This window comes from Novosphingobium sp. FW305-C-30-35 (assembly GCF_058783135.1).
Window position 1 is genome coordinate 791,160 of sequence record NZ_JBYSYJ010000001.1, and the last position, 26,547, is coordinate 817,706.

Consider the following 26,547-nt stretch of genomic DNA (forward strand, 5'->3'; position numbering starts at 1 on the left):
GGACCAGGAGTTGATGATGGGTTCTGAACTGCACGATTTCGACGTGGATCCGGCACAGGAAGGTCCGCAGCCCGGCCCTTCGTGGGCCAACAAGCGCTGGCCGATCACCGATGCCGCGGCAGGCGACGACCTGACCCAGGCGATGGACCCGATGGCGCTCAAGCTCGTCATCGAGAAGTCTGCCAAGAAGGGCGGCGTGGCGCTGGACGAAGCGGCGCTGCAGCAGGCGGCGATGGATTCGATCCGCGCGATGACGCTGATCCGCACCTATCGCGTGCGCGGCCATCTGGCGGCTGACCTCGATCCCCTCGGCCTTGCCCGTCAGAAGCTCCCGGCCGACATCTCGCCCGAGTATCACGGCTTCACGGCCGCCGATGCCAAGCGCAAGATCTATCTCGGTGGCGTGCTCGGCCTCGAGTGGGCGACGCTTGAGGAACTCGTCGCGATCCTGCGCGCGAATTACTGCGGACATGTCGGCTTCGAATACATGCACATCGCCGACGTGGAAGAACGCAAGTTCATCCAGGACCGCATCGAGGGCGGCGACAAGTCGATCGACTTCACGCCTGCAGGCAAGAAGGCGATCCTCGCTGCCGTCGTACGTGGCGAGCAGTACGAGAAGTTCCTGGGCAAGAAGTACGTCGGCACGAAGCGTTTCGGCCTGGACGGCGGGGAATCGATGATCCCGGCGCTCGAAGCAGTGATCAAGTACGGCGGCCAGTTGGGCGTCAAGGAAATCGTCTACGGGATGGCCCACCGCGGCCGCCTCAACGTGCTCGCCAACGTGATGGCCAAGCCCTATCGCGTGATCTTCCACGAGTTCTCGGGCGGTTCGGCCAACCCGGAGGACGTCGGCGGTTCGGGCGACGTGAAGTACCACCTTGGCACCTCGACCGACCGCGAGTTTGACGGGACCAAGGTTCACATGAGCCTTGTGCCGAACCCCTCGCACCTTGAAACGGTCGATCCGATCGTGCTCGGCAAGGTGCGTGCGCAGCAGGTGTTCCGCGACGACATCGGCGACGATGTGGGGCCCAATGCCCGCCACAAGCAGGTGCTGCCCGTCCTGATCCATGGCGACGCGGCCTTTGCCGGCCAGGGCATCGTGTGGGAGTGCTTCGGCCTTTCGGGCGTGCGCGGCTACAACACCGGCGGCTGCATCCACTTCATCATCAACAACCAGATCGGCTTCACCACGAGCCCACAGTTCTCGCGCGGGTCCCCGTACCCGTCGGACGTGGCCAAGGGCGTGCAGGCTCCGATCCTGCACGTGAACGGCGACGATCCGGAAGCGGTGACCTTCGCCTGCAAGCTGGCAATCGACTACCGCCAGAAGTTCGGCCGCGACATCGTCGTCGACATGTGGTGCTATCGCCGCTTCGGCCACAACGAGGGTGACGAGCCTTCGTTCACGCAGCCGCTGATGTACGCGAAGATCCGCCAGCATCCGGGCGTGAGCGACATCTATGCCAAGCGCCTGGTCGCCGAAGGCGTGATCGACGCCAACTACAAGGGCGAGATCGAAAGCCACTTCGTGGCGACGCTCGAGACCGAGTTCGAGGCGGCCAAGGGCTACAAGGCCAACGAAGCCGACTGGTTCGGCGGACGCTGGTCGGGCCTGAACAAGCCGGCCGATCCTGTGACCGCGCGCCGCAACGTGGCAACCGGCATCGACCAGAAGCTGTTTGACAGCCTCGGCCGCACGCTCACCACCGTTCCCGAGGACCTTACGGTCCACAAGACGCTGGGCCGCGTGATCGACGCCAAGCGCGAGATGTTCAGCTCGGGCCAAGGCTTCGACTGGGCAACTGGTGAGGCACTGGCATTCGGCAGCCTCGTTTCCGAGGGCTATGGCGTGCGCCTTTCGGGGCAGGACTGCGGCCGCGGAACTTTCAGCCAGCGCCACGCGGTGTGGGTCGACCAGAAGGACGAACGCAAGTACGTTCCGCTGAAGACGCTGCCGCACGGCTCGTTCGAAGTGCTGGATTCGACGCTTTCGGAATATGGCGTGCTCGGCTTCGAGTATGGCTATGCCAGCGCCGATCCGAAGAGCCTGGTGCTGTGGGAAGCGCAGTTCGGCGACTTTGCCAACGGCGCGCAGATCGTGATCGACCAGTACATTGCTGCGTCCGAAGCCAAGTGGTTGCGCGCCAACGGCCTCGTCATGCTGCTGCCGCACGGGTACGAAGGCCAGGGGCCGGAGCACTCTTCGGCACGCATGGAGCGCTATCTGCAGCTGTGCGCCGAAGACAACATCCAGGTGTGCAACATCACCACGCCGGCCAACTACTTCCACGTGCTGCGCCGGCAGATGCACCGTCCGTTCCGCAAGCCGCTGATCATCATGACGCCCAAGAGCCTGCTGCGCCATCCTCTGGCAAAGTCGGTCGCTTCGGACTTCATCGGCGACGGGCACTTCATGCGTATCCTTTCGGACATCAATCCGGCAGCCGACAAGGACACCCGCAAGGTCATCCTGTGTTCGGGCAAGGTCGCCTATGACCTGATCGAGGCGCGCGATGCGGCAGAAATCACCGACACGCAGATCATCCGCCTTGAGCAACTCTACCCCTTCCCCGGCGAGCCGCTGGCCCTGCGCCTTTCGCGCATGCCGAACCTCGAAGAGGTGGTGTGGTGCCAGGAAGAGCCGCGCAACAACGGTTCGTGGTTCTTCGTCGAACCGATGATCGAGGAATCGCTCAAGGCTGCCAAGAGCAAGGTTGCCCGTGCCCGTTATGCCGGTCGTGCCGCAGCGGCATCACCCGCCACGGGCCTCGCCAGCCGTCACGCCAGCGAGCAGGGCGCGCTGGTGGCCGATGCGCTGGGCCTTTCGGTACGTGGCGAGATCCGCCGTCAGAAGAAGCACTGATTTTCCTTCTCCCCGAGGAACGTGAATTATGTCGATTGAAGTGAAGGTTCCGACGCTGGGTGAAAGCGTCAGCGAAGCAACCGTTGGCCAGTGGCTGAAGAAGCCGGGTGAAGCCGTGGCGCTGGACGAGCCGATCGTCAGCCTCGAGACCGACAAGGTCGCGGTCGAGGTTCCGGCTCCGGCGGCAGGCGTGCTTGGCGCGCTGGTGGCCAACGAGGGCGATACGGTGAACGTCGGCGCGCTGCTGGCGCTGATCGAGGACAGCGTGGCGGCTGCGGGCGCACAGGCCCCTGCCCCGCGCACCGAAGCGCCGGTTCCGCCCGCTTCGGCCTCGGAAGCGCCTGCTGCCCCGATCGCTGCTGCTGCGCCATCGGGCGATGCTGCTGCACTTTCGCCGGCAGTGCGCCGCGCGGTGCTGGAATACGGCATCGACCCCTCGACCGTGAAGGGCACCGGCAAGGACGGGCGCCTGACCAAGGAAGACGTGATGGCAGCGGCTGCGGCCAAGCAGGCCTCGCCCGCACCGGCCGTTTCGGCTCCTGCGGCAGCACCAGCGGCTGCAATTTCCGGTGGTCGCAACGAAGAACGCGTCAAGATGACCCGCCTTCGCCAGACCATCGCCAAGCGCCTGAAGAGCGCGCAGGACACCGCCGCCCTGCTGACCACGTTCAACGACGTGGACATGAGCGCGGTGATGGAAGCGCGCGCTAAGTACAAGGACGTGTTCGAGAAGAAGCACGGCGTGAAGCTCGGCCTCATGTCGTTCTTCGCCAAGGCCTCGGTGCTGGCGCTGAAGGACATCCCTTCGGTCAACGCACAGATCCAGGGCGATGAAATCGTCTACTTCGACTACGTCGACATCTCGGTCGCGGTTTCGGCTCCGAACGGGCTGGTCGTGCCGGTAGTGCGCGATGTCGACAAGCTGAGCTTTGCCGACATCGAGAAGTCGATCGCCAACTACGGCAAGGCGGCGCGCGACGGCACGCTGACCATGGCGGACATGGCCGGCGGCACCTTCACCATCTCGAACGGCGGCGTGTTCGGCGGTCTGATGTCGACCCCGATCATCAACCCGCCGCAGTCGGCCGTGCTCGGCCTGCACCGCATCGAGGACCGCCCGGTTGTCCGCAATGGCGAGATCGTGGTGCGCCCGATGATGTACATCGCCCTGTCTTACGACCACCGTATCATCGACGGTCGCGAGGCGGTGACGGCGCTCAAGACGATCAAGGAAGCGATCGAGGATCCGACGCGGCTGCTGATCGATCTTTGAGGTGGTGTTGCGCGGCATCCTTCGACAGGCTCAGGATGAGCGGGTGTTGTGCTATGACTTGAATCCAAGGCCGTTCATGCTGAGCTTGTCGAAGCATGACCGCGCAACGGAGGCCGAAAATGGCTGAATACGATTACGACGTCCTTGTCATCGGTGGTGGCCCCGGCGGTTACGTCGCGGCGATCCGCGCGGCGCAGCTGGGGCTGAAGACCGCTTGCGCCGAAGGGCGCGAGACGCTGGGCGGCACCTGCCTCAACGTCGGGTGCATTCCGTCGAAGGCGCTGCTGCACGGGTCGGAGAAATTCGACGAGGCGAAGAACGGCACGTTCGCCAGCTATGGGATCAAGACCGGCGCTGTCGAGCTGGATCTGGATGCGATGCAGGCGCAGAAGGCAGATTCGGTCAAGGGCCTCACGGGCGGCATCGAGTTTCTGTTCAAGAAGAACAAGGTGACCTGGCTCAAGGGTTACGCCACGTTCGAGGACGCGCACAGCGTGACCGTGGCGGGCCAGAAGGTGACCGCGAAGAACATCGTGATCGCCACCGGTTCGAGCGTGACGCCACTGCCGGGCGTGACCGTGGACAACGATGCGGGCGTGATTGTCGACAGCACCGGTGCACTGGCGCTGAACCGCGTACCGAACCACATGGTGGTCATCGGTGGCGGCGTGATCGGGCTCGAGCTTGGTTCGGTGTGGCGCCGCCTTGGCGCGAAGGTCACGGTCGTCGAATTCCTCGACCAGTTGCTGCCCGGCATGGACGGCGACGTGCGCAAGGAAGCGGCCAAGATCTTCAAGAAGCAGGGCATGGACATCAAGCTCGGCACGAAGGTCACCGGCGTTGCAGTGGATGGTGGAAGGGCCACGCTGACTGTCGAGCCTGCAAAGGGTGGCGAGGCGGCAACCATCGAGGCCGACTGCGTGCTGGTGGCAATCGGGCGCCGTCCCAATGTCGATGGCCTCGGCCTCGACAAGATCGGGCTTGAGCTGAACGCGCGCGGCCAGATCGAGACCGACCACGACTTTGCCACCAAGGTTCCGGGCGTATGGGCCGTGGGCGACGTGATCCCCGGTCCGATGCTGGCGCACAAGGCCGAGGACGAAGGCATTGCCGTGGCCGAGAACATCGCCGGGCTCACGGGCATCGTGAACCACGACGTGATCCCGGGCGTGGTCTACACCATGCCGGAGTTCGCGGGCGTCGGGCTCACGGAAGAGGCGGCGAAGGAAAAGGGCGAGATAAAGGTCGGCAAGTTCCCGATGCTCGCAAACAGCCGTGCCAAGACCAACCACGAGCCGGACGGCTTCGTGAAGGTCATCTCGGACGCCAAGACGGACCGCGTTCTGGGCGTATGGTGCATCGCCTCGGTTGCCGGCACGATGATCGCGCAGGCCGCGCAGGCGATGGAGTTTGGTGCGACCAGCGAGGACATCGCCTATACCTGCCACGCGCACCCGACCCATTCGGAAGCGCTGAAGGAAGCGGCGATGGCCGTGACGGGCAAGCCGATCCACATGTGATCGCGCCGGGTCATGTTGATGAACGGGGCCGTCCTTCGGGGCGGCCCTTTTCGTTTGCCGGGAACGACTGCGGCGTTGCAGCGTGACATCCTTGGCCTGCGCTGCTAGCGGCCAAGCAAGAATTGAGAAAGCAGACGAATATCATGGCAGGATACAAGGAACCCGGTCTCGGCGACCGCCGCAACGCTTCGGCCGAGGCACGCGCCAAGGCTATCGAGGCGCTGAAGGCCAAGGCGAAGGCTCCGGTAGACCCGGCGGTGCTGGCCGAGAAGCTTGCCCGAGCCGAGGCCAAGGAGAAGGCCGAGGCCGAAAAGCGCGAGGCGGCCCGCCTGAAGCGCGAGGAAGAGAAGGCGGAAAAGGCGCGGATCGCGGCCGAGAAGGCCAACGTGCCGCCTCCACCGAGCAAGGAAGAGCTGGAAGCCGCGCAGAAGGCGGCCCGCGATGCCCGCTATGCCGCCCGCAAGGCGCGGAAGAAGTAGGCGTTGGACGCCACCCTCCCGGTTCAAGGAACCTCGCCTGTAGCCCCTCCCCCGATGTGGGAGCTCGAAGACGGTGACGAATTGATCGACACGTGTCGCGTGCCGGATGGCGCGCGGCTGCGGCTGGTGCGGAACGGCGAGGACTTCGTCATCCTGCTAGACCGTAACGAGCTAATGAGCACTGACGTTTGCGCTTCGGAAGTGCAACTGGCTGAAATGACCTGCGCACGGCTGGCAGGACGTTCAAACCTGCAGATGCTGATCGGCGGGTATGGCCTGGGCTTCACGCTGCGGGCGGCGCTGGAAGTGCTGGACGAGACGGCACACGTCACCGTGGCCGAGATCGTGCCCGAGATCGTGAAGTGGGCGCGCGGGCCGATGGCGGTGCTGACCGCCGGGTGCCTTGACGATAGCCGCGTGCAACTGGTCCATGACGACGTTGCCATGCTGATCGATGCAGCGCGCAACGCCTATGACACGATCCTGCTCGATGTCGACAATGGCCCCGAAGGGCTGACCCGGGCGCTCAACGGCTGGCTCTATTCGCCCGACGGGCTGCAGGCAGCTGCGCGGGCGTTGCGGCCGGGCGGAATTCTGGCGGTGTGGTCAGCGTTTCAGGACCCGGCTTTCGTCGAGTTGCTGGAGCACGCGGGATTTACCGTCGACGTGGCCAGCGTCGATGCGGGCGAAGAACCGCGCGAAGGGCGCAAGCCGCTGCATCACGTGATCTTCTTCGCGACGAAAGCCTGAACCTTTTGTTTGTGCCCTGCGGCTGCTGACGGTAACCGCAGGGTTTGAATCGAAGGAGTGCCACGATGGCCATCAAGCTGACCCTGACCGAAGACGAGACCGAAATCCTGATCGATGCGCTCGAAGCCGATCTTGAGGGCTATGTCGAAGCGGCGAAGGAAGCGCGCGGCAACAACAACCGCGAGGACGTCAAGACCTTCACCGAAGCAGCCGAACGCATCCAGGCGCTGAAGGGCAAGCTGGAAGCGCTGCTGGGCAACTGAGCCCGTGCCCACCGCTCTGCCCACGGCAGACCTTTCTGCCCTCATTGGGCTGCTCGATCTCGTTGGCATCGCCGTGTTCGCGCTGACGGGAGCGCTGCTGGCGGCGCAGTTGCGACAGACGTTCGTGACGATGGCGTTCTTCGCGCTGGTGACAGGCGTGGGCGGCGGATCAGTCCGCGATCTGCTGATCGGCGCGCCCGTCTTCTGGGTGCGCGATCCGTGGGTGGCGCCGGTGTGCCTTGGCGTGGCGCTGGTGGCGTGGTTCACGCCGCACCGCTGGTGGGTGCAACCAGTCGGAAATTGGCCGGTTCTGGAATGGGCCGACGCGGCAGGGCTTGGCGCATATGCGGTGCTGGGGACGGCGAAGGCGCTGGCGTTCGGCGTCGCGCCCGTGCCAGCGGTGCTGATGGGGGTGATTACCGGCTGCGTCGGCGGGATCATCCGCGACGTGCTGGCAGGCAGACCCTCCATCCTGATGCGACCCGAGCTTTACGTGACGGCCGCGGCGCTTTCGGCCGGGATCTGCGCAGGTGGTGCAGCGCTGGGCATGGACAAGGGTATTGTCTGGCCGGTGGCTGCAGTTGCCGGGTTCGCGCTTAGGGGCGCGGCGATCTGGTGGAAGCTGGGTTTGCCGGTCTATTCCTCGGGGGAGCAGTAGGGCTGGTCAGCCCACCCCCAACCCCTCCCGCTTGCGGGAGGGGAGAAAACAGATGTCAGCCGATCATTTCGACGACAACCTTGCCCATGGCCTGGCGGTTTTCGAGCAGGGCGATGGCTTCGCGACCCTGATCGAGCGTGTAGCGCTGCGAGACGCGGGGGTTGATCTTGCCAGCCTTGAGCAGCGCGAAGAGTTCCTCGACCTCGGCCTTGAAAGCGGCGGGTTCGCGGGCGGTCCACGCCCCCCAGAACACACCACAGACGTCGCAGGACTTCAGCAGCGTCAGGTTGAGCGGGAGCCTGGCGATGCCGGCGGGGAAGCCGACGACGAGGAAACGGCCTTCCCAGGCAATCGCGCGCAGGGCCGGTTCGGAATAGTCGCCGCCGACGATATCGTAGACGATATCCGCGCCGTTGGGGCCGCAGGCTGCCTTGAATTGCTCGGCCAGTGCCTTGGATTGGGCCTTGTCGAAGGGCGGACGGCCATAGATCACGACGTCGTCTGCGCCTGCATCGCGCGCGACCTGTGCCTTCTCCTCGCTGGAAACGGCGGCGATCACGCGGGCGCCGAAGGCCTTGGCGAGTTCGACTGCCGAAAGTCCGACACCGCCCGCAGCGCCGAGCACGAGAACCGTATCGCCAGCCTTGATGTGTCCGCGATCCTTGAGGCCATGGATCGTGGTGCCGTAAGTCATCAGCAGAGATGCCCCGGTGGCGTAGTCGACGCCATCAGGCAGCGGGAACAGGCGCGCGACCGGAGCAACGACCTTTTCGGCAAGGCCACCGTTACCGATCATCGCGATCACGCGATCGCCGACGTTCCAGCCAGTGACGCCCTCGCCCAGCGCCTCGATCTCACCGGCCAGTTCGCTGCCGGGCGCATAGGGACGCTCGGGCCTGAACTGGTAGAGATCGCGGATCATCAGCGTGTCGGGGAAATTGATCGAGCAGGCGTGGACCCGCACCAGCACTTCGCCCTTGCCCGGCACGGGATCGGGCAATTCGTCCATGACCAGCGTTTCAGGGCCGCCCGCGGCGTGGGTGCGCAGAGCCTTCATTCAACTTCTCCCAATAGTTGCGGATTCGATCCGCTCCGCATCAGGGAAGCAAGTTTTGCGCGCCTTGGGAAGCCCTGTTAAGCGTACGATTAAGCTGCCGCTACGGCATCGGTGCCGCGTGCCAGGAAGGGCAGGCTGTCGCGCATCTTCGCCTCGTGCGTGGAGATAGCGTCCCCACGCGCCATCGTCAGGCCGACTTCGTCCAGGCCATTGAGCAGGCAGTGCTTGCGGAACGGGTCGATCTCGAAGGTGAAACGGTCCTGGAAAGGGGTCGTCACGGTCTGGGTTTCGAGATCGATCGAGACGGGATCGGTCTGCGCGACTTCCATCAGACGGTCGATCGCTTCCTGCGGCAGGACGACGGTGAGAATGCCGTTCTTGAAGGCGTTGCCCGAAAAGATGTCGGAGAACGAAGGTGCGATCACGGCCTTTAGCCCCAAGTCACCCAAGGCCCAGGCGGCGTGTTCACGGCTGGAGCCGCAGCCGAAGTTGTCGCCGGCAATCAGGATCGGCGAGCCGGAAAATTCCGCGCTATCGAAGATGTTGTCAGGATCTGCGCGCAAGGCCTCGAACGCACCCTTGCCGAGGCCCTGACGGGTGATCGTCTTGAGCCACTTGGCAGGGATGATCACGTCGGTATCGACGTTCTTGCGGCCGAACGGGATGGCCCGTCCTTCGATCTGGTTCACCGGTTCCATGACCGTCGCTATAGCTTGCGCGTTAGGTGATGCAATGCCCGTTTTGGGGGAGCTTTGGCGCAAGATTATTGCGTGGCGGACATTCCGAAATCAGTCGGTCTCGGGTGCGTCGGCGGGCGGGGCCTTGGGTTCGGTCTTTTCGGCCCGTTCCTTGCGGCGCGACGCATAGAGCAAGGCGGCGGCGAGTGCTGCCGAGCCGATTGCCGCGCCCGCCATGGCTGCCTTGCCGGTCCAGTCCGTCTTCTTGGTCACGCTTGAGAACTCCTTGAAACGTGACGCCAAGATTGGCCGGGCGTTCTGCGATTGCAAGGCTCAGGCGAGGAATTTCCGCAGCTTCGTCCACTCGTCAAGCTTTGCCTCGAAGGTGAGCGAGGCATGGGCCGGGCTGCTGGAAGGCAGGCGCAGGAGCGCGAATGCCCCGGCCCCGACCAGTTGCGGCGTGCCGATGCTGGCGGACTTGGCACCGTTGAAGGCGATGCATCGCAGATGCGGGAGCGAGGCGGCTAGAGCGGCCAGCGCATTGGGCGCGACATCGCGAATGGCGGTATCGAGGCTGCCCGAACGCGTGGCCGACCCGATCGAATCCCACAGGCCGATGCGATGTGCGAGCAGGGTTTCGAGGCGGCTTTCATAGTCCTGCGCGACAAGATCGACGTCGATCACCGCTCCGACCAACCGCCAGAACTGGTTGCGCGGGTTGGCATAGTAGCGCGCGGCGGCGAGGCTGGCTTCACCCGGGAGACTTCCAAGGATAAGCACCCGCGTGTGTGGATCGGCAACGGGCGCGAAGGACGACTTGCGGTCGGTCACGCGGACGCTGGAGTGAAGTCGTTCCCGGCCACCTCATCCTTCGCAGGCGTGCCGCACGTCATGCAGAAGCGGAAGAAGGCCATCTTGCGGGTGTTGCAGCTGTGGCAGTGGTCGAACAGGGTCATGCCACAGTGAACGCAGAAGTTGGCTTCGGCATCGCCGGTGGTCGAAATCGGGCGATCACAGCCGGGGCAGACCTTCGCGGCCATCTTCTTGAAGGCCTCGTCATGGCTGACGCGGGCGCGGCGCTCCTTCTCGGCTTGCGCCTCCACTTCCTGACGGTGGGCAAGATAGGCGCGCATGTTCTTGATCAGGAAGTGACCCGCCGCGAAGGTCAGGACGATGCCCACGGCGTAACGGATGTAGCCGCCGTAGCTGGGCAGGTAGGGCACGAGTTCCACGAAGAACACGAAGACTGCAGCGAGCACGAAGCCGCGCATCAGTGGCCAGTGATCGCTCTTGCGCTTTTTCACCACCATCCACGCGGCGACCGCCAGCATCGGCAGGGTGATGAGCAGCCGCAGGCCGAAGACCCGCAGTTCCTGCCAGAACATCGCGCGCTCCTGCGCCGGAATGGCGTCGGAGATCAGCTGGTTTTCGCGCAGCCGCAGCGTGCTTTCGCGCTGGTCAAGCGGGGCGCGCTCATTCTCGAGATTGGCGATTGCCTGCTGGATGCTGCGTTCGTTGGCCTTGAGCTGCTCAAGTTCGCGGGTGCGGGCGAGGACTTCGGGGTCCTGCGCCGGATTGGTCGTGGCGGTGCGGGCGGCGATCCAGGCCTTGAACGTCTCGTTCGCGGTGCCCGAGGCACGCTGCGCCTGTTCGAGCTGGAGGCGCTGTATCTCGAGCTTGTCGTCAATGACGGTCTTGCTGTCGCCAATGCTGCGAATCTCGTCGCGCACCGCGCGAATGGCCGGAGTGTCATCAGCGGGCGCGGTGTAGACCTGGCTTTCGACCATCGGCAGATCGCCGATGACGAGGTTGCCAAAGCCGATGATGAAGCCGGCGAAGACGATGGAAACTGCCCAAAGCACGCCGCGATAGACGCGTTCGGGCACGCGCACGCCCTTGATCATGTCCATGGATCACCCCTCCTTGGTTTGGAGTGAGGCTAAGCTTCGAGCGGGGCGATGTAAATTGGGCGCAGGATTGCGTTACAACACGATGTCATGCTGAACTTGTTTCAGCATCCATCTTTCGGCAACCACGGTCCGTTCGTGGGGAGAGATGGACCCTGAAACGAGTTCAGGGTGCGGGCTCGTGATTGGGGCGATGGCGTGGTTACTTCTGGACCAGCGGGCTCACGGGGTCGCGCCCTGCTTCCCATTGCTGCCACTTGTCGCCGAGGCCGGTGTGGTCGAGCGCGCCTTCGCGCATGGCGGCGGCGGCCTGGGCGGCGGGGAGCGGCGGGAGCGGGCCGTTATCGCCGAGCATGAGTTCGTCACCCAGCAAGCGGAAGTCCTGCGGGCCGGGACGGAAGGCCTGCACGACGGTCATCACGCTGCCGCCGTACTGGACGACGTCTATCACCAGGGCATCGACTTCGCCCGTGGGCGTGTCGACCTTGACCTGCCGGGCAATGGCGCAATCGGGCCACTGGGCTGCACCGCCACCGATGAAGGCCCGGGCGGCAGCGTCCTGATCCTTGGGGCTGGCGCCGTCGAAGGTCTGAAGCTGGCGGCTGCCATCGGCGCGCATGCACAGCGATTGCGGCTGGTAATGGCCGCCGGGCGGCAGGTCCGACGCCGTCCAGAACGCGTGGGCCATGAGGAACCCGGCGAGCTGGAGCGCGGCTGTCGGAAGGCCTGCCACGGGCTGCGTCAGCCGATCAGCTTGCGCACGTCGGTCAACCGGCCGGTGACGGCAGCGGCAGCGGCCATCGCGGGGCTGACAAGGTGCGTGCGGGAGCCAGGGCCCTGGCGGCCGACGAAGTTGCGGTTCGAGGTCGAGGCGCAGCGTTCGCCTGCTGGCACCTTGTCCGGGTTCATGCCGAGACAGGCCGAACAGCCCGGTTCACGCCATTCGAAGCCCGCTTCGGTGAAGATGCGGTCAAGCCCTTCGTCCTCGGCCTGCTTCTTGACGAGGCCGGAACCGGGGACGACGATCGCCCACTTGACGTTGTCGGCCTTCTTGCGACCTTTCAGGATCGCGGCGGCGGCACGCATGTCCTCGATGCGGCTGTTGGTGCATGAGCCGATGAAGATGTTCTGCACCTCGACGTCTTCCATGCGCTGGCCCGGGGTCAGCCCCATGTAGGCGAGGCTGGCCTTGGCGGCTTCCTGCTTGGATGGATCGGCGAAGCTTTCAGGCGCCGGAACGAGGCCGCTGATCGGCAGGACGTCTTCCGGGCTCGTGCCCCAGGTGACGGACGGCGCAATGTCCTTGGCGTCAATCACCACGACCTTGTCGTAAGTGGCGCCGGGATCGGTCGCGAGGCTCTTCCACCAGGCGACGGCCTTGTCCCAATCCTCGCCCTTCGGCGCATAAGGTCGGCCCTTGAGGTAGGCGAAGGTCTTTTCATCGGGCGCGCACAGGCCGGCACGGGCGCCGTGCTCGATCGCCATGTTGGAGATGGTCAGGCGGCCTTCGATGGAAAGGTCGCGGATGACTTGGCCCGTGTATTCGATGACCGAACCGGTGCCGCCAGCCGCACCCAGCACGCCGGTGATGTGCAGGACAACATCCTTTGCAGTAACGCCGGGCATCAGCATGCCTTCGACGCGGACTTCCATCGACTTCGACTGCTTGAGCAACAGGGTTTGCGTGGCGAGCACGTGCTCGACCTCGCTGGTGCCGATGCCGAACGCCAGCGCGCCGAGGCCACCGTGGCAGGCGGTATGGCTGTCACCGCAGACGATGGTAGCGCCGGGGAGCGAGAAGCCCTGCTCTGGCCCGACGACGTGGACGATGCCCTGTTCCGCATCAGCATCGCCGATGTAGCGGATGCCGAAAGCGGGTGCATTGCGCTCGAGCGCTTCGAGCTGCTGCGCGCTTTCCGGATCGGCAATAGGCACGCGCTGGCCATCGGCGGTGCGGCGCGCGGTGGTCGGCAGGTTATGGTCAGGCACGGCGAGCGTAAGATCGGGGCGGCGCACCTTGCGGCCTGCCGCGCGCAGGGCCTCGAACGCCTGCGGGCTGGTCACTTCGTGGACGAGGTGGCGGTCGATGTAGATGAGCGCGGTGCCATCATCGCGCTGTTCGACAACGTGGGCGTCCCAGATCTTCTGGTAGAGCGTGCGGGGTGCTGCGGTGTTCGACATGGTGCAAGCGGTTAGGCCCGCCCTTCCCGCAATTCAAGCAGGAAAGGGCGGGCCAAGAGGCGCGTCGGCGTAATTTTGTTACGCCTTCTGGGTATTATCCGCCAACCGGTGATCGAGTTCAGCCACGGCGACCGTCACGGTCCCACTTTTCAGCATGGAGGCGCTGATGGATGCCGGCGACCCGGTTCTGGAGCGAGTGGTATTCCGCTGGCGAAAGGCCGCGATTGGCAAAGCGGGTGTAGGTTGTCTTGAGATCGCGCAACTCACGACGCAGGCCCTTCGCTTCGTGGACTGAGATGGCGCGGTTGGCCTGCGCACGGTCGATGCGGCTATCAAGCTCCCAGATGTCACGGCGCACATCGGCATTGCGCGATGGCGTCAGATAGGACGCCTCGACGCGATTGCCGCCACGGTAACGGTCATTGTCGTGCGCCAGTGCCGGAGTGGCGACGCCTGCGACAAGGGCGGAAAGAACAACGGCGATAACGGTCTTGCGCATGGAAAAAGCTCCTCATTGGTCTGTGAGGACAAACTGCCCCCCAGCGCCTGAACACCAGAAAAACGAGCCGTCGCGACTTTCGGGCAAAGTGTAAGAATGTGTCGCTAGGCGAAAGGCATCGGTGTAAAGGGGCGCCATGCAGACGGTTGTTGCCTTGCTCATCATCATCGCCACGGTGCTGGTCATGGAATTCGTGGCGTGGTCGAGCCACAAGTACGTGATGCACGGTTTCGGCTGGGGCTGGCATCGCGATCACCACGAGCCGCACGACGGCTTCTTCGAGAAGAACGACCTCTTTGCGGTGGTCGGTGCCGCCATCTCGATCAGCTTCTTCATGATCGGCAGCCCTCTGGTGATGGGCGCCGAGGCCTGGTGGCCGGCGACGTTCATCGGCCTTGGCGTGATGGCCTATGGCGCGATCTACACCTTGGTTCACGACGGGCTGGTCCACCAGCGCTGGTTCCGCTGGGTGCCGAAGAAAGGCTATGCCAAGCGGCTGGTTCAGGCACACAAGCTGCACCACGCGACCATCGGCAAGGAAGGCGGGGTAAGCTTCGGCTTCATCTTCGCGCGCGATCCCCAGGTGCTCAAAAAGGAGCTGCGGGCTCAGCGCGAGCAGGGCATTGCGGTGCTGAGGGAAGCGGTGGATTAATCGCTGCCGGTAACTTTCGCGTGATACTTGTTCTCGTGCTGTCCTCCCTGTTTTTGCGAAGCACAAACGGGGAGGTGTCGTCGGCGCAGCCGATGACGGAGGGGTATTCTATCGCCCCTCCACCACCGCCTGCGGCGGCGGTCCCCCTCCCCGATTGTCCTGCGGAAGATCAGGGAGGATTTACGTCACGCCAGCCTGATCTCGTTCAGCACACCCTTGGCCAGGTTGCGGAAGCGCAGGGCGTCGGAGACGGAGATGGCCTGATCGTGCGCGGCGGCGTTGCGAAGCGCGCGCATGTCCTCGATCATGCCAACGGTGCGCGCGGGAAGGACGCCGCGCTTTTGCAGGGTGCGGCCCGCCTCTGACACATCGGGGGTGGCGACGGCGTGCTCGATGGCGAGCGATTGCAGCGCGTCCTCTACCCCCGCCCAAGAATCGAGCACGGCCGCTCCGGGCGAGAGATCGAGCAGCTTGAGGAAGCGAGCGTGATCGCCGGTCAGGGCGATCTCGGGGCCGTCAGGCTCGGGCGGCGCGGGGCTGGCTTCGGATTCGAGGCGGTCCAGCCGCTGTGCGAAACGGGCAGACTTGTCGCCCCAGCTCAGCTCGTCAAGACGGGCCAGCAGCGCCAGCAGGGGGCGGCGGAAAATCAGGGCGATGACCAGCGCCGAGACTGGCCATGCCAAGGCAGCGAGCACCGAGGCGGTCCAGTCAAGCCAACCGATGTCAGTTCCAGCCGGGCCGACAGTCAGGGAAATCATCGTTCACATCCAATCCGTTCGAGTCCACCACAACTCTATCGGATTTGGAACAAAAGTGGAACATATGACGGTGACTATTCGGCGCGTGTCCAGATCCAGGTGCCGGTCACACCCATGACCACAGCCGGGATCAAGACCCAAGGCCACCCCGCGGTCACCCCGGTCAGCACCACTCCTGCACCCATCGCGATCAGCGCGCCGGTCTTGGCCTTGCGCGAGATCGCGCGGCGGTCCCGCCATTGACGCAAGGGCGGGCCGTAACGCGGGTGATTTAGCAGGCGCTGCTCCCACGCGGGATTCGAGCGGGCAAAGCAGAAGGTGGCAAGGAGCAGGAACGGAACGGTTGGCAGGATCGGGAGGAATGCCCCGACCGCACCCAAGGCCACGCTGATCACGCCGCCAGCGAGATAGAGGTGGCGGCGCAAGTTCCCTGCCCTGCCGTCAGGCCGTGGCGGCGATGCGCGCGGCGTGTTCGCGGACCAGCGCGATCATGTTGGGAACGCCCTGGGTGCGGTTGGACGAGAGCTGCTTTTTCAGATCGAAGGGCGCGAGTTCCTCGGCAATATCCGTCGCGGCGACGTCTGCCGCGGGCTTGTCCTGCACAGCAGCGAGAACGAGCGCGACGATGCCCTTGGTGATTGCAGCGTTGCTATCGGCAAGAAAGTGGAGCTTCCCGCCCTCACCCTGCGTGGGGTAGACCCAGACGCTGGCCGAGCAGCCGCGCACCAGCGTGGCGTCGGTCTTGAGGGCATCGGGCATGTCCTCAAGCTCGCGCCCCAACTCGATCAGGAGCCGATAGCGCTCGTCGCCATCGAGGAATTCGTACTCTTCGAGAATGTCTTCAAGGCTGCGCATGGGCCCGCATTAGCGGGCGGTGGATGTGACGTCCACACCCCGTGGGGGCACAACATCCTTCGACAGGCTCAGGATGAGCTGTGTTGGGAAATGCTCCTCAAAATCCCGCTCATGCTGAGCTCGTCGAAGCATGGTCACGCGCAACCTAACCCGAAAGGCCACCCGGACGCGTGAGCGCGTACCAGATGACGTAGATCCACGAGAGCACGCCGTGAACCAGCGCCCAGACGATGGACTTGTGCAGACTCCACGAAATGGTGATGGCAATCGCCGAGCCGAGGCCGATGCCGGCCTTGGCTGCACCTTCCGTGTGACGGCTCACAGGTCGACGCCCGAGGCAATGGCTTCAAGCTTGCGCAGGCGCTCGCGCATGTCGGCAAGTTCGATGAGGCTGCCGGCGTCTCCCGTATCGGCGCGTTCGAGTTCCATGCGCTTGAGGGCGAGCCAGCCGTCCCAGCCGCGAAGGGCGGCCAGGGCGACCATGGCAAGCCCTGTGAGGCCGGAGAGGGAAAGGACGAGATCCGGGGTCATGTCAGCAACTCCCTTATAATTACCTTTCGCAAATCAACGGTCGCGCAGGGATTCGATCTCGCGCGACAGGCGGCGGGTTTCGCCCTCGTCGGTAGCGATGCGTTCGAGGACTTCGAGCCGCTTGCGCAAGTCCGAGACTTCGCGTTCGAGGCTGGCGGTGTAAGCGGGATCGAACGGCGGTTGCTGCATGCTGCCGGCACGATAGCGATCCCGGTTGGTGCGGATGATGACGAAGGCGATGATCGCGATGATCGCGACGATGGTTGATCCGGGGCCCACTTGCTGCGTCCTCAGTTGACCTTGACTTCGCGCAGGTTCTCGATCTGCAGCGCGAGGTCGGAATTGTTTTCGGTGGCGATGCGTTCGAGCACGCGGACGCGCTGTTCAAGGCGTTCGGCCTGGGCAGCGTACTGTGCGGCTTTCTCGGCCGTCTGCTTCGAGAGCAGTTCCAGTTCGCGTTCCCGGAAAGCGAGGCGACGCTTGTAGATGTCGGCCCCGACGCCGAGCACGATTGGCACGACGATGACCATGAACACCAGCACCATGATGACGTCTTCGTTCATTGCGCTTTCTCCTGAGCGGGGCGCAGTGCCTCGATCTGGCGGGAGACGTCGAAGCCGCCGTCGGTGACGATGGCTTCGACGTTGGCAAGGCGCTGGTGCGTCTTGTCCAGTTGGTCGCGCAGGAAGGCGTTCTCCTCGCGCAGCTTGGCGTAGGCTTCCTGATCGGCGCGATCGGTCTTGCCGCCCCATTCGTCCTCAAGGGCATAGCCGTGGCGTGCGCGGATCCAGTTGTTGATCACCCAGCCGCCAGTGGAGATGGCGATGATCGCCAGGACGAATTCGGGACCACCCCAGTTCATTGCGCCCTCCGGTCTTCCAGTGCGGCGCTGTCGCGGCGGAGCGCCTCGATCTGGGCGGCGGTGTCGAAGCCCTTGTCGGTGACGATGCGTTCCAGAACGCGGACGCGTTCTTCGAGTTCGCGGGTGTGCTGGGCGTATTGGGCCGCCTTTTCGGCGCTCAGTTCGGCCGTCGCATTGATCTGCATCTCCGCAATCTTGGTGCGGTGCTTGGTCCAGATCGCGACGATCGGGATCATCAGAGCCGCGATTGGGATCAGCGGCCCCAGTGTGTCAGGTCCCATGGTTCAGTCCCCCTCAGGACGGTTGTGTTCTCAGCGCAGCTTCTCGATTTCGGCCGAGAGGCGCGGGTTCGAATTGACGTAGAAGCTCTCGACGTCGGCCAGGCGGCGGTCGATGTCGCGGAATTCGGCGCGGACTTCGCGGGCGGTGCGGGCGGGCGACTGGCGGACACGCTGCCAGAACTGCTGCTCCTGCCGATCGCCGTAGAGGTTCGCAGGCTTCTTGTTGGCAAGGAAGCCCAAGGCAAAGTAGACCAGGAAGGGCCAGCCCATCGAACATGCCAGGATCAGGAAGCCGAGGCGGACCCAGAGCACGTCGACCCCGGTGTAATCGGCAACTCCGGCGCAGACGCCCATGAACTTGCCATTGACCTTGTCGCGATAAAAGCGGGTGCGGGGGCTGTTCACTTCGAGGTCCTTCCCTGTTCGGCGAAAAGGCGATCCAGTTCGCGCAGTTTCTGATTGTCGGTTTCGCGGTCGTGCACGATGCGTGCAGGTCTGAATTCGGGATTGTCGGCAGCGACGAGGCGCTCGACAGTATCCATGCGTTCATCGAGGCGGCGGGCGAGTTGGTAGAGCTCTTCCAGCAGCGCCTCATCGCCATTGGTCAGCGTGGCGGCAGTTTTCCATTTGGTGATGTAGTGGAAAATGATCCACGGCAGACCAAGGAAAATGGCAGCAATTGCAACGACGTCTTCCATGGCTCAGCCTTCCTTTCCAAGCTGGCGCTTCATCGCTTCAAGCTCCTCGTCGATCTTGTCCTGCCCAGCGAGCGCGGCGATCTCGTCCGCGAGGCTGGGCTTGGAGTTGTCGGCAAGGCTCAGTGCATCGGCGCGGCCTTCGGCGTAATCGACGCGGCGTTCCAGCTGGTCGAACCGTGCCATGGCTTCATCGACGCGCTCGCTGGCCAGCAAGGACCGCAGGCGGACGCGATTCTCGGCACTTTCAAGGCGCGCGGCGATCGCGGTCTGGCGGCTGCGGGCTTCGCGCAGGCGGGTCTGCAGCTTTTCGATGTCCTGCTCGTAGGCGCGCATCGCATCGTCGAGCACGGTGATCTCGGTCTTGAGCTGGTCAGCCATGTCTGCGGCCTTCTTCTTCTCGACCAGAGCGGCACGGGCGAGGTCCTCGCGGTCCTTCGACAGCGCGAGCTGGGCCTTTTCAGACCAATCGGCCTGAAGGCGTTCCAGCTTGGACACGTGACGGCCCATCTCCTTCTGATCGGCGATGGTCCGGGCAGCCGAGGCGCGGACTTCGACCAGCGTCTCCTCCATCTCCATGATGATCATCCGGATCATCTTGGCAGGATCGTCGGCCTTATCAAGCAAGTCGTTGAAATTGGCTGCAATGATGTCGCGCGTCCGCGAAAAGATACCCATCAGGTTTGCTCCGGGAGTGAAGAGGGGGCGGGATTGGCCATTGCCGCCACCATTGCTGAAATTGCGCAGGCGATCCAGTTCCGCATCGAGGCGGGTGGTGCGGCCACCTTCCTCACGCGAAGAGCGGATCGGGGTGAGTTCGTCGGCCATCATGCCAGCTCACCGGTGATGGCGGCGGTGGAAGCCACGACGGTCGGAACCGCGTTCACCTGCTGCGTCAGGGCAAAACAGCACATCACGACCATCGCACCGATGCTGGCGAGGCTGGCGCGGCCGAGCGAGGTGGAGAAGAAGCGGGCGGTGTACATTTTCGTGACCTTTCGGCGGGTTACTTGTCAGTTCGGGCCGGCTCGGTGCCGGATGTTCATGTTAGAGCAAGGGGTGTGCCAAACTGTGATTTGCCCGGAATTCCGCCACTTTTTGTGCGTGACCTTTCTTTAATGTTGGGAATTCTTGCCGAGACTTGGGAAAATGCGCTAAGCCTGTGGCATGGACAGGGAGGTTCAGTTCATCGGCCAATCAGGCGCGTTCCTCGACGCGGTCGAACGCGCCAGCCGCGCCGCGCCGATGCGCCGCCCGGTGCTGGTCATCGGCGAGCGCGGGACCGGCAAGGAACTGATCGCTGAACGTCTCCATCGCCTGTCGACGCGCTGGCAGGAACCGCTGGTGACGATGAACTGCGCAGCCCTGCCCGAAACCCTGATCGAGGCCGAGTTGTTCGGACACGAGGCAGGCGCCTTTACCGGCGCGACGCGGGCGCGGACCGGGCGGTTCGAAGAAGCCGACAGGGGCACGCTGTTCCTTGACGAACTCGGCACGCTGTCGATGGGCGCGCAGGAGCGGCTGCTGCGCGCGGTCGAATATGGCGAAGTGACGCGGATCGGGTCGAGCAAGCCGGTCCGCGTGGACGTGCGCATTGTCGCGGCAACGAACGAGGACCTGCCGAAGCTGGCGGACCAGGGCCGCTTCCGCGCCGACCTGCTTGACCGGCTGAGCTTCGAGGTGATCACCCTCCCCCCATTGCGTGTGCGCGAAGGGGATATTGCAGTTCTCGCCGACTACTTCGGGCGACGCATGGCGGCGGAACTGCACTGGGATTCCTGGCCCGGCTTTGCAGGTCCAGTCCAGAAGGCCATGGAGGAGTACCTCTGGCCCGGCAACGTGCGCGAATTGCGCAACGTGGTGGAGCGCGCCGTCTATCGCTGGGACGACTGGAGCCAGCCCATCGGGCATGTGCAGTTCGATCCGTTCGAGAGCCCGTGGAAGCCGGTGGCATCAATGCGGCCGGAAGTGGCGGAGAGCGAGGGGGCAGTGCCGGTGCGGAGCGCCATGCCGTCGGCAGATTTCGATAGCGTGGCGGACTTGCGTGCGGCGGTAGATGCGCACGAGCGCGCGATCGTGGAGCACCATCTCGGCCGCAACCGCTACAATCAGCGCCAGACAGCCAAGGCGCTGGGCCTGACCTACGACCAGTTGCGCCATTGCATGAAGAAGCATGGCCTGAGTGACAAGACTTGAGCGAGAGGGCCTGAGCGACAAGACTGGAGGTTTCGCTTGTCGCGCAAACCCACTAACGCCTCAAAGCAATGTCCCTCACCCGCCTGACCCTGCGCGACTTTCGCAACCATGCCGCGACACGGCTGGAGGGGATGCGCGCGTTCAACGTGCTGGTGGGAGAGAACGGCGCGGGCAAGACCAACGTGCTCGAAGCCATCAGCCTGCTGGCGCCGGGGCGCGGTCTCAGACGTGCGCAGCCGGCCGAGATGGCGGGACGTGATGGGTCTGGCGGGTTCGCAGTCGCCGCGGAGATCGAGGACGGGGCCGTGCAGATCGGCACGTCGACCGCGCACGAGGCTCCCAATCGCCGGCTGGTGCGGATCAATGGTGCGGAAGGGCCGGCGGCGCGGCTGGGGGAATGGCTTTCGATCACCTGGCTGACGCCGGCGATGGACCGGCTTTTCGCCGAAAGTGCCGGATCACGCCGACGGTTTCTCGATCGGCTGGTGCTGGCAGGCGAGCCGGGCCATGCGCGCAATGCGACCCGCTATGAAACGGCGCTGCGCGAGCGCAACCGGCTGCTGGGCGACCCGACGGAACCCGATCCGCTGTGGCTTGACGGGATCGAGGCGCAGATGGCCGAGAGCGGTGCGGCCATGGCAGCAGCGCGGGCCGCACTCGTGGCAGCCCTCGGGCGCGTGCTGGAGACTGTGCCGGAGCAGCCGTTCGCGCGGCCTTCACTGGTCTATGCCAGCGCTGTGCCGATCGAGGCGGACGCGCTGCGTAGCATGCTGCGCGAAGGGCGGCGTCGGGATCGCGCGGCGGGGCGATCACTGATCGGGCCGCATCGCGATGACCTGGCCGTGACGCTGGCGGCGAAGAACGCGCCCGCCGCCGATTGTTCGACGGGTGAGCAGAAGGCGATGCTTATCGCCATTGTCCTCGCCCATGCGGAACTGACGGCGGGCGAGCGCCCGCGCCTGCTGCTGCTCGACGAGATTGCCGCGCACCTCGATCCGGTGCGGCGCACGGCGCTGTTCGAGCGGCTGGAATCAAGCGGGGCGCAAGTGTGGATGACGGGCACCGAGATGGCGCCATTTGCTGAAGTTTCCGGGTCCAGCGCCGTGTGGGCGGTGCGCGACGGATTGGTCGAACCGCTCTGATCGCTACTCGGCCGTGGCCGCTTTCAGCGCCTTTGCCACCTGATCCCTTGTCTCTGCGACGATCTTGTCGACGCCTCGGGCGTTCGGGTGGACATTGTCTTCCAGCATCAGATCCTTTTTGCCGAGGACGGGCGCAAGGAAGAACGGGACCAGGCCTGCCTTGTGCTTCTTCGCGAGATCGGGCCAGATCGGGTTGAATTGCTTCTGGTAGTCCGCGCCCAGATTTGGAGCGGCGAGCATTCCCGTCAGCACCACCGGAATGTCTCGGCTGTCGAACTCGGTCAGGATCGCATCAAGGTTGGCGCGCGTCTCGGCCGGGGGCAGCCCGCGCAGCATGTCGTTGCCGCCGAGGCCGACGAGCGCGAGGGTGGGTTTGACCGGCTGGTTATCGAGCGTGAACTGCAGGCGCTGGAGGGCCGCTGCAGTCGTATCGCCCGAGACGCCCGCATTGACGACCTTGGCGGGCACGCCCCCTGCATTGAGCGCCGCTTCCAGCCGCGGCGGATAGCCCTCACCCGGGTTGAGCTGGTAGCCGGCGTAAAGGCTGTCGCCGAATGCCAGTATGACAGGGGCATCGGCCGGGACCGGTGCCGGCGCCTGTGCGGATACCGATGCGGTAGGGGTGGCAGCTGGTTCGGGGGCCTTCCCTGGCGAGCAGGCGGCGAGAACAAGGGTGGCGGCATGAGCGAAGCGGCGCATTGAAACTCCATTAGCGCGCCCCCAAGTGCCGGTTGCACGCTGCAACCAATCTATGCCACGTGAGGCCTGTGACAAGCACCCCCCTTTCAAGTTCATCGGCGCCGGTAATCGCCGCATCCGCCCTCACCCTCTCTCTCGGCACCGGGGAAGCGCAGGTGCAAATCCTCCGTGGCATCGACCTGACCGTGGCAGCAGGCGAGACCTTGGCGCTGCTGGGGCCATCGGGTTCAGGCAAGTCATCGCTGCTTGCGATCCTGTCCGGGCTGGAGCGGGCAAGCGGCGGGTCGCTCAATGTGGCCGGTGCTGATTTCACTGTACTGGACGAGGACGGCCTGGCCGCCGCGCGGCGCGGGCGGATTGGCATCGTGCTTCAGGCCTTCCACCTTCTGCCGACAATGACCGCGCTGGAAAACGTGGCGACGCCGCTGGAGCTGGCGGGTCAGGTCGATGCCATGGCGCGGGCCGAAGCCGAATTGGTGGCTGTCGGGCTGGGCCATCGCCTGCACCACTATCCGGCGCAGCTTTCGGGCGGAGAGCAGCAGCGCGTGGCGATTGCGCGGGCACTCGCGCCGAGCCCTGCCATCCTGTTTGCCGACGAGCCGACCGGCAATCTCGATCATGCGACCGGCGAGGCGGTGGCCGACCTGCTGTTCGCGCGCGCGGCGCAGGCCGGTGCGACCTTCATCATGGTCACCCATGACGAAGCCCTGGCGGCACGGTGCAGGCGGATCGTGCGGCTGGCCGATGGGCAGATCGCTTCGGACAAGGCTTCGTGAACCTTTCGTGGGGCGCCGCATGGGCGTTGGCGCGACGCGGATTGGATTGGCGATTCAAGGGCTTGCGGCTGTTGCTGGTCTGCCTGGTGCTGGGCACGGCGGCGCTCTCGGCGATAGGCACCCTGACGGGCGCGATCGAGCGCGAACTGGCGACGCGCGGGCGGGAGATGCTGGGCGCGGATCTCGAATTCACCCTGGCGGCGCGCCGGCCCTCGGCGGAGGAGCGGGCCGCCATCGCCGCGATGGGCGACCTTTCCGAAGGCGCGCGATTGCAGGCAATGGCGCGGGTGCCGGATGACGATACGCGCACGACGCCTGTCGAATTGAAGGCGGTCGATGCCAAGTGGCCGCTCTACGGGCGGTTCACGCTGGAAGGCGGCAAGGTGGCGGGCGCGCCGCAAGGCATGGCGGCATGGATTGCGCCGGGCGTGGCGGACCGGCTCGGCGTAAAGATCGGTGACAAGCTGCGCGTGGGAGAGGTCGAGCTTCGTGTCGGCGGGGTCATCGGGTCCGAGCCGGATCGGCTGGCAGAAGGCTTTTCGCTGGGGCCGACGGTGATTGTCAGCAAGGCAGCGCTCGATGCTTCGAAGCTGGTGCAGCCGGGATCGATGGTGCGGACCAAGCTGCGCGTGAAGCTTCCTGCCAGTGCCGACGCGGTGGCATTGGGGGAGCGGATAAAGGCGCAGTTTCCGCTGGCCGGGTATGAGGTGCGGACGCGCGACAAGGCCTCGCCGGGGTTGGACCGCTTCGTCTCGCGCATGGGGCAGTTTCTGGTGCTGGTGGCGCTGGCGGCGCTGGCGATTGCCGGGATCGGCATCGGCAATGGGGTGAACTCCTACCTCGAAGCGCGGCGCGGGAGCATAGCGACGCTCAAGATTCTCGGCGCTTCGAGCCGGGACATTGCGCGGATCTATCTGCTGCAGCTGGCCGCCGCTGCGTCTCTGGCGATTCTTGGCGGACTGGTGATCGGGGTGAGCATCACGCCGCTGATCGGCAAGGCGCTGGAAGGCCTTCTGCCGATCGAGGCCGGCTTCGTACTTGATTGGGGCGCTCTGGCGATCGCAGCGGCTTATGGCGCCTTGATTGCGCTGACTTTCGCCGCGCCGCCCTTGGCCCGGGCCAAGGCCTTTCCGGCAATGGCGCTGATGCGGGCGCGGGTCAGTCCGCTGGCGGGCGGCTGGAAGGGCGCGGCGCTGCCGGTCGCGCTCGGGCTTGGCGGGATCGTGGCGCTGGCGGTGCTGACCGCACCGCAGAAGCTGCTCGCCGCCGGATTTCTGGCCGGCGCGGCGGCGCTGTTCCTCCTGCTGTCCGCCCTCGGTTGGGGGCTGCAACGGCTGGCGGCAAAGCTGCCCCGGCCCAGGGGTGCGATTGCGCGGATGGCGCTCGCCAATCTGCATCGGCCGGGAGCGCAGACTTCGGCGCTGGTTGTCGCACTGGGCTTCGGGCTTGCCGCCTTCGTTCTGCTGGCAGGCGTACAGACCAGTCTGGACGGCAACATCGCACTGCGGGTGCCGAACCGGGCGCCCGACTACTTCGTGCTCGACTTGCCCCAGGGAAGGACTGCGGAGTTCGACCGGATCGTGCAGCGCGCCGCGCCTGATGCGGCAGTCCGCAAGGTCCCTGCCCTGCGCGGGTCGATCGTTGCCTATGGACCAGCGGATGCGATGACTCGGGTCGCCGATCTCAAGGAAATTCCGGAGAATGCCTGGCCCCTGCGCGGCGACCGCGGGCTGACCTATGCCGACGAAGTGCCCGAAGGCAATGTGCTCACCGCAGGTGAATGGTGGCCCAAGGCCTATTCTGGCGAGCCATTGGTGTCGGTTGACGACGACCTGCGCGAGGCGCTCGGGCTAAAGCTGGGCGACCGTATCGCGGTCTCGATCCTTGGCGTTGAGCGCAGTGCGAAGATCGCCTCGTTCCGCCGGATCGACTGGGAGAATATGGGCTTCAACTATGTGCTGGTGTTCAGCCCCAACGCCATTGCCGATGCTCCGCACAATCTGGCTGCCACGATCAGCCTGCCGGAAAGCGCGAAGACACCGGACGTGCGCCGAGCGATCCTTGGCGGGTTGGTCAAGGCCCTGCCTTCAAGCTCGGTGATCGAAATCGGGCCGGTGCTGGGTCAGGCGCGCGAGATCCTGTCGCAGATGGGAGCGGCCATCCTTGCTGCGGCGAGCGTGGCGATCCTTGCCGGGATGGCCGTGCTGGCAGGCGCAATTGCCGCCGCGCGCGAACGCAAGACCTACGACAACGTCATCCTGCGCGTGCTGGGAGCAAGCCGCAGGCAATTGCTGGTGCTGCTCGTGGCCGAATACGGGCTGCTCAGCGCGCTTCTGGCGGGCGTGGCGCTGGTGCTGGGCACAGGGGTGGCCTGGGGCGTGATCGTGCTGCTGTTCGAGTTCGACTGGCTGCCCGACTGGCCGCGTATCCTTGGCGTGCTGGGCGCTGGCGTGGCGCTGGTGATGGTGCTGGCGATCACCGGCTCGGTCGGGCTGCTGCGAACCCGACCGGCACAAGTGCTGCGCGAGCTTTAGGAGAATACGTCCGCTGGCGTCGGGTTCTTGGGATCAGGTCCGAAGCGGTTGGGGCCACGCGTGCCCTCGAGGCACATCAGGACGAGCAGCGCGAACCAGCCCAACAACGGAATGAGCCAAAGCAGCAGGAGCCAACCCGTGCGGTCCTGATCGTGAAGGCGCCGCACCGACACGGCAAGGCCCGGAACGATGGAGGCGAGCCAGAACAACCCGCCGATCCATCCCCCGGCCCCCACGAGCCGGGAACCATAGACAAACGCCCCCTCGCCTCGCGTCACCTCATTGGTGCCGAAAACCGCGTTAAGCACGATCATCACCAACACATAGAACAGCGCGAAGCTCCAGTACTCCCTGCGCCGAGAGCGCCCCGAGAATTCGGCATAGCGGCGATAGGGCAGGATCATCCAGTTCATCGCGAAAGCCCCTTGCGTTG

The 26,547-nt window shown here is 65.0% G+C and carries 35 protein-coding genes; 12 read left to right on the forward strand and 23 right to left on the reverse strand.

All coding sequences use genetic code 11. The annotated features are described in order from the left end of the window. Positions 1 to 16 precede the first annotated feature (16 nt). From AC3WLM_RS03865 to AC3WLM_RS03895, 7 genes are all read left to right on the forward strand, one after another. A complete protein-coding gene (locus tag AC3WLM_RS03865) occupies positions 17 to 2,869 on the forward strand; it encodes a 2-oxoglutarate dehydrogenase E1 component (RefSeq protein WP_492476656.1) in 2,853 nt (950 codons plus the stop codon). Between the two features lie 28 nt (positions 2,870 to 2,897). Further along, positions 2,898 to 4,142 (forward strand): 2-oxoglutarate dehydrogenase complex dihydrolipoyllysine-residue succinyltransferase, encoded by a 1,245-nt coding sequence (gene odhB, locus AC3WLM_RS03870; protein ID WP_492476657.1) that lies wholly within the window; start codon positions 2,898 to 2,900, stop codon positions 4,140 to 4,142. 119 nt (positions 4,143 to 4,261) lie between these two features. Beyond that, positions 4,262 to 5,662: a dihydrolipoyl dehydrogenase gene (lpdA, locus tag AC3WLM_RS03875; RefSeq protein ID WP_062343959.1), complete on the forward strand. Its 1,401-nt coding sequence runs from the start codon at positions 4,262 to 4,264 to the stop codon at positions 5,660 to 5,662. Positions 5,663 to 5,805: 143 nt separating this feature from the next. Then, on the forward strand, positions 5,806 to 6,141 hold the full coding sequence (locus tag AC3WLM_RS03880; protein ID WP_039337378.1) for a DUF6481 family protein: 336 nt from the start codon (positions 5,806 to 5,808) through the stop codon (positions 6,139 to 6,141). A gap of 54 nt (positions 6,142 to 6,195) precedes the next feature. Further along, the gene (locus tag AC3WLM_RS03885; RefSeq protein WP_039337376.1) at positions 6,196 to 6,891 is read left to right on the forward strand and encodes a spermidine synthase; all 696 of its coding nucleotides are present in this window, start codon (positions 6,196 to 6,198) and stop codon (positions 6,889 to 6,891) included. A 65-nt stretch (positions 6,892 to 6,956) separates the two neighbouring features. Next, positions 6,957 to 7,154, forward strand: a complete 198-nt coding sequence (locus AC3WLM_RS03890) for a hypothetical protein (protein ID WP_039337375.1) — start codon at positions 6,957 to 6,959, stop codon at positions 7,152 to 7,154. Positions 7,155 to 7,158: 4 nt separating this feature from the next. Further along, positions 7,159 to 7,812 (forward strand): trimeric intracellular cation channel family protein, encoded by a 654-nt coding sequence (locus AC3WLM_RS03895; protein WP_492476658.1) that lies wholly within the window; start codon positions 7,159 to 7,161, stop codon positions 7,810 to 7,812. Positions 7,813 to 7,867: 55 nt separating this feature from the next. Here the strand turns inward: AC3WLM_RS03895 and AC3WLM_RS03900 are convergent, their stop codons facing one another. The 8 genes from AC3WLM_RS03900 to AC3WLM_RS03935 all read right to left on the reverse strand — a co-directional run bounded on the left by AC3WLM_RS03900 (position 7,868) and on the right by AC3WLM_RS03935 (position 14,133). Beyond that, entirely contained in the window at positions 7,868 to 8,869 is a 1,002-nt protein-coding gene (locus tag AC3WLM_RS03900) for an NADPH:quinone oxidoreductase family protein (protein ID WP_039337372.1), read from the reverse strand. Positions 8,870 to 8,958: 89 nt separating this feature from the next. After that, on the reverse strand, positions 8,959 to 9,567 hold the full coding sequence (gene leuD / locus AC3WLM_RS03905; protein ID WP_492476659.1) for a 3-isopropylmalate dehydratase small subunit: 609 nt from the start codon (positions 9,565 to 9,567) through the stop codon (positions 8,959 to 8,961). Positions 9,568 to 9,657: 90 nt separating this feature from the next. Next, complete coding sequence (locus tag AC3WLM_RS03910) at positions 9,658 to 9,819, reverse strand: LPXTG cell wall anchor domain-containing protein (protein ID WP_156135865.1); 162 nt, start codon at positions 9,817 to 9,819, stop codon at positions 9,658 to 9,660. Between the two features lie 60 nt (positions 9,820 to 9,879). Then, the gene (locus tag AC3WLM_RS03915; protein ID WP_492476660.1) at positions 9,880 to 10,377 is read right to left on the reverse strand and encodes a DNA-deoxyinosine glycosylase; all 498 of its coding nucleotides are present in this window, start codon (positions 10,375 to 10,377) and stop codon (positions 9,880 to 9,882) included. Beyond that, the gene (locus AC3WLM_RS03920) at positions 10,374 to 11,456 is read right to left on the reverse strand and encodes a zinc ribbon domain-containing protein (protein WP_492476661.1); all 1,083 of its coding nucleotides are present in this window, start codon (positions 11,454 to 11,456) and stop codon (positions 10,374 to 10,376) included. Before AC3WLM_RS03920 ends, AC3WLM_RS03915 begins: the two co-directional genes overlap by 4 nt. 199 nt (positions 11,457 to 11,655) lie before the next feature. Beyond that, positions 11,656 to 12,186, reverse strand: a complete 531-nt coding sequence (locus tag AC3WLM_RS03925; protein WP_062780389.1) for a hypothetical protein — start codon at positions 12,184 to 12,186, stop codon at positions 11,656 to 11,658. Between the two features lie 8 nt (positions 12,187 to 12,194). Continuing rightward, a complete protein-coding gene (leuC, locus tag AC3WLM_RS03930) occupies positions 12,195 to 13,634 on the reverse strand; it encodes a 3-isopropylmalate dehydratase large subunit (RefSeq protein WP_492476662.1) in 1,440 nt (479 codons plus the stop codon). A 118-nt stretch (positions 13,635 to 13,752) separates the two neighbouring features. Beyond that, positions 13,753 to 14,133, reverse strand: coding sequence for a hypothetical protein (locus AC3WLM_RS03935; RefSeq protein WP_062343962.1), 381 nt, complete (start codon positions 14,131 to 14,133; stop codon positions 13,753 to 13,755). A gap of 136 nt (positions 14,134 to 14,269) precedes the next feature. Here AC3WLM_RS03935 and AC3WLM_RS03940 point away from each other — a divergent pair, with 136 nt between their 5' ends. Beyond that, positions 14,270 to 14,785: a sterol desaturase family protein gene (locus tag AC3WLM_RS03940; protein ID WP_492476663.1), complete on the forward strand. Its 516-nt coding sequence runs from the start codon at positions 14,270 to 14,272 to the stop codon at positions 14,783 to 14,785. A 185-nt stretch (positions 14,786 to 14,970) separates the two neighbouring features. Here AC3WLM_RS03940 and AC3WLM_RS03945 read toward each other — a convergent pair whose 3' ends face one another. The 13 genes from AC3WLM_RS03945 to AC3WLM_RS04005 form a co-directional block, all read right to left on the reverse strand. Beyond that, positions 14,971 to 15,543 (reverse strand): hypothetical protein, encoded by a 573-nt coding sequence (locus tag AC3WLM_RS03945; RefSeq protein ID WP_492476664.1) that lies wholly within the window; start codon positions 15,541 to 15,543, stop codon positions 14,971 to 14,973. Positions 15,544 to 15,617: 74 nt separating this feature from the next. Continuing rightward, on the reverse strand, positions 15,618 to 15,968 hold the full coding sequence (locus AC3WLM_RS03950; RefSeq protein WP_039337354.1) for a YbaN family protein: 351 nt from the start codon (positions 15,966 to 15,968) through the stop codon (positions 15,618 to 15,620). Between the two features lie 16 nt (positions 15,969 to 15,984). Then, positions 15,985 to 16,398, reverse strand: coding sequence for a SufE family protein (locus AC3WLM_RS03955; protein ID WP_427466856.1), 414 nt, complete (start codon positions 16,396 to 16,398; stop codon positions 15,985 to 15,987). Between the two features lie 145 nt (positions 16,399 to 16,543). Beyond that, on the reverse strand, positions 16,544 to 16,720 hold the full coding sequence (locus AC3WLM_RS03960; RefSeq protein ID WP_196276787.1) for a hypothetical protein: 177 nt from the start codon (positions 16,718 to 16,720) through the stop codon (positions 16,544 to 16,546). After that, entirely contained in the window at positions 16,717 to 16,929 is a 213-nt protein-coding gene (locus AC3WLM_RS03965) for a hypothetical protein (RefSeq protein WP_039337351.1), read from the reverse strand. Before AC3WLM_RS03965 ends, AC3WLM_RS03960 begins: the two co-directional genes overlap by 4 nt. A gap of 33 nt (positions 16,930 to 16,962) precedes the next feature. Next, entirely contained in the window at positions 16,963 to 17,208 is a 246-nt protein-coding gene (locus AC3WLM_RS03970) for a hypothetical protein (RefSeq protein WP_039337349.1), read from the reverse strand. Between the two features lie 11 nt (positions 17,209 to 17,219). Continuing rightward, positions 17,220 to 17,492, reverse strand: coding sequence for a hypothetical protein (locus AC3WLM_RS03975; protein WP_039337347.1), 273 nt, complete (start codon positions 17,490 to 17,492; stop codon positions 17,220 to 17,222). Next, a complete protein-coding gene (locus tag AC3WLM_RS03980) occupies positions 17,489 to 17,791 on the reverse strand; it encodes a hypothetical protein (protein ID WP_492476665.1) in 303 nt (100 codons plus the stop codon). Before AC3WLM_RS03980 ends, AC3WLM_RS03975 begins: the two co-directional genes overlap by 4 nt. Next, on the reverse strand, positions 17,788 to 18,072 hold the full coding sequence (locus AC3WLM_RS03985; protein ID WP_039337342.1) for a hypothetical protein: 285 nt from the start codon (positions 18,070 to 18,072) through the stop codon (positions 17,788 to 17,790). Before AC3WLM_RS03985 ends, AC3WLM_RS03980 begins: the two co-directional genes overlap by 4 nt. Before the next feature lie 30 nt (positions 18,073 to 18,102). Next, complete coding sequence (gene pspC, locus AC3WLM_RS03990) at positions 18,103 to 18,477, reverse strand: envelope stress response membrane protein PspC (RefSeq protein ID WP_039337341.1); 375 nt, start codon at positions 18,475 to 18,477, stop codon at positions 18,103 to 18,105. Further along, on the reverse strand, positions 18,474 to 18,770 hold the full coding sequence (gene pspB, locus AC3WLM_RS03995) for an envelope stress response membrane protein PspB (protein ID WP_039337340.1): 297 nt from the start codon (positions 18,768 to 18,770) through the stop codon (positions 18,474 to 18,476). Before pspB ends, pspC begins: the two co-directional genes overlap by 4 nt. A gap of 3 nt (positions 18,771 to 18,773) precedes the next feature. Further along, a complete protein-coding gene (gene pspA / locus AC3WLM_RS04000) occupies positions 18,774 to 19,595 on the reverse strand; it encodes a phage shock protein PspA (RefSeq protein ID WP_052242659.1) in 822 nt (273 codons plus the stop codon). Continuing rightward, positions 19,595 to 19,753, reverse strand: a complete 159-nt coding sequence (locus tag AC3WLM_RS04005; RefSeq protein ID WP_169745747.1) for a hypothetical protein — start codon at positions 19,751 to 19,753, stop codon at positions 19,595 to 19,597. The genes pspA and AC3WLM_RS04005 overlap by 1 nt, the downstream gene beginning before the upstream one ends. Before the next feature lie 181 nt (positions 19,754 to 19,934). Between AC3WLM_RS04005 and pspF the strand changes: the two genes are divergently transcribed. Both pspF and recF read left to right on the forward strand, forming a co-directional pair. Beyond that, on the forward strand, positions 19,935 to 20,963 hold the full coding sequence (pspF, locus tag AC3WLM_RS04010) for a phage shock protein operon transcriptional activator (RefSeq protein ID WP_492476666.1): 1,029 nt from the start codon (positions 19,935 to 19,937) through the stop codon (positions 20,961 to 20,963). Positions 20,964 to 21,031: 68 nt separating this feature from the next. Continuing rightward, on the forward strand, positions 21,032 to 22,105 hold the full coding sequence (gene recF / locus AC3WLM_RS04015; protein WP_492476667.1) for a DNA replication/repair protein RecF: 1,074 nt from the start codon (positions 21,032 to 21,034) through the stop codon (positions 22,103 to 22,105). Positions 22,106 to 22,108: 3 nt separating this feature from the next. Here recF and AC3WLM_RS04020 read toward each other — a convergent pair whose 3' ends face one another. Further along, entirely contained in the window at positions 22,109 to 22,804 is a 696-nt protein-coding gene (locus AC3WLM_RS04020; RefSeq protein ID WP_492476668.1) for an arylesterase, read from the reverse strand. A 68-nt stretch (positions 22,805 to 22,872) separates the two neighbouring features. On the opposite strand from AC3WLM_RS04020, the gene AC3WLM_RS04025 reads away from it, so the two are divergent. Both AC3WLM_RS04025 and AC3WLM_RS04030 read left to right on the forward strand, forming a co-directional pair. Then, positions 22,873 to 23,580, forward strand: a complete 708-nt coding sequence (locus tag AC3WLM_RS04025) for an ABC transporter ATP-binding protein (protein WP_039337334.1) — start codon at positions 22,873 to 22,875, stop codon at positions 23,578 to 23,580. After that, positions 23,577 to 26,114 carry an ABC transporter permease gene (locus AC3WLM_RS04030; protein ID WP_492476669.1) on the forward strand — a complete coding sequence of 846 codons (2,538 nt, stop codon included), beginning with the start codon at positions 23,577 to 23,579 and terminating at the stop codon, positions 26,112 to 26,114. The genes AC3WLM_RS04025 and AC3WLM_RS04030 overlap by 4 nt, the downstream gene beginning before the upstream one ends. Here AC3WLM_RS04030 and AC3WLM_RS04035 read toward each other — a convergent pair. Next, entirely contained in the window at positions 26,111 to 26,527 is a 417-nt protein-coding gene (locus tag AC3WLM_RS04035; protein WP_492476670.1) for a DUF805 domain-containing protein, read from the reverse strand. The genes AC3WLM_RS04030 and AC3WLM_RS04035 overlap by 4 nt on opposite strands. Between the last annotated feature and the right edge of the window lie 20 nt (positions 26,528 to 26,547).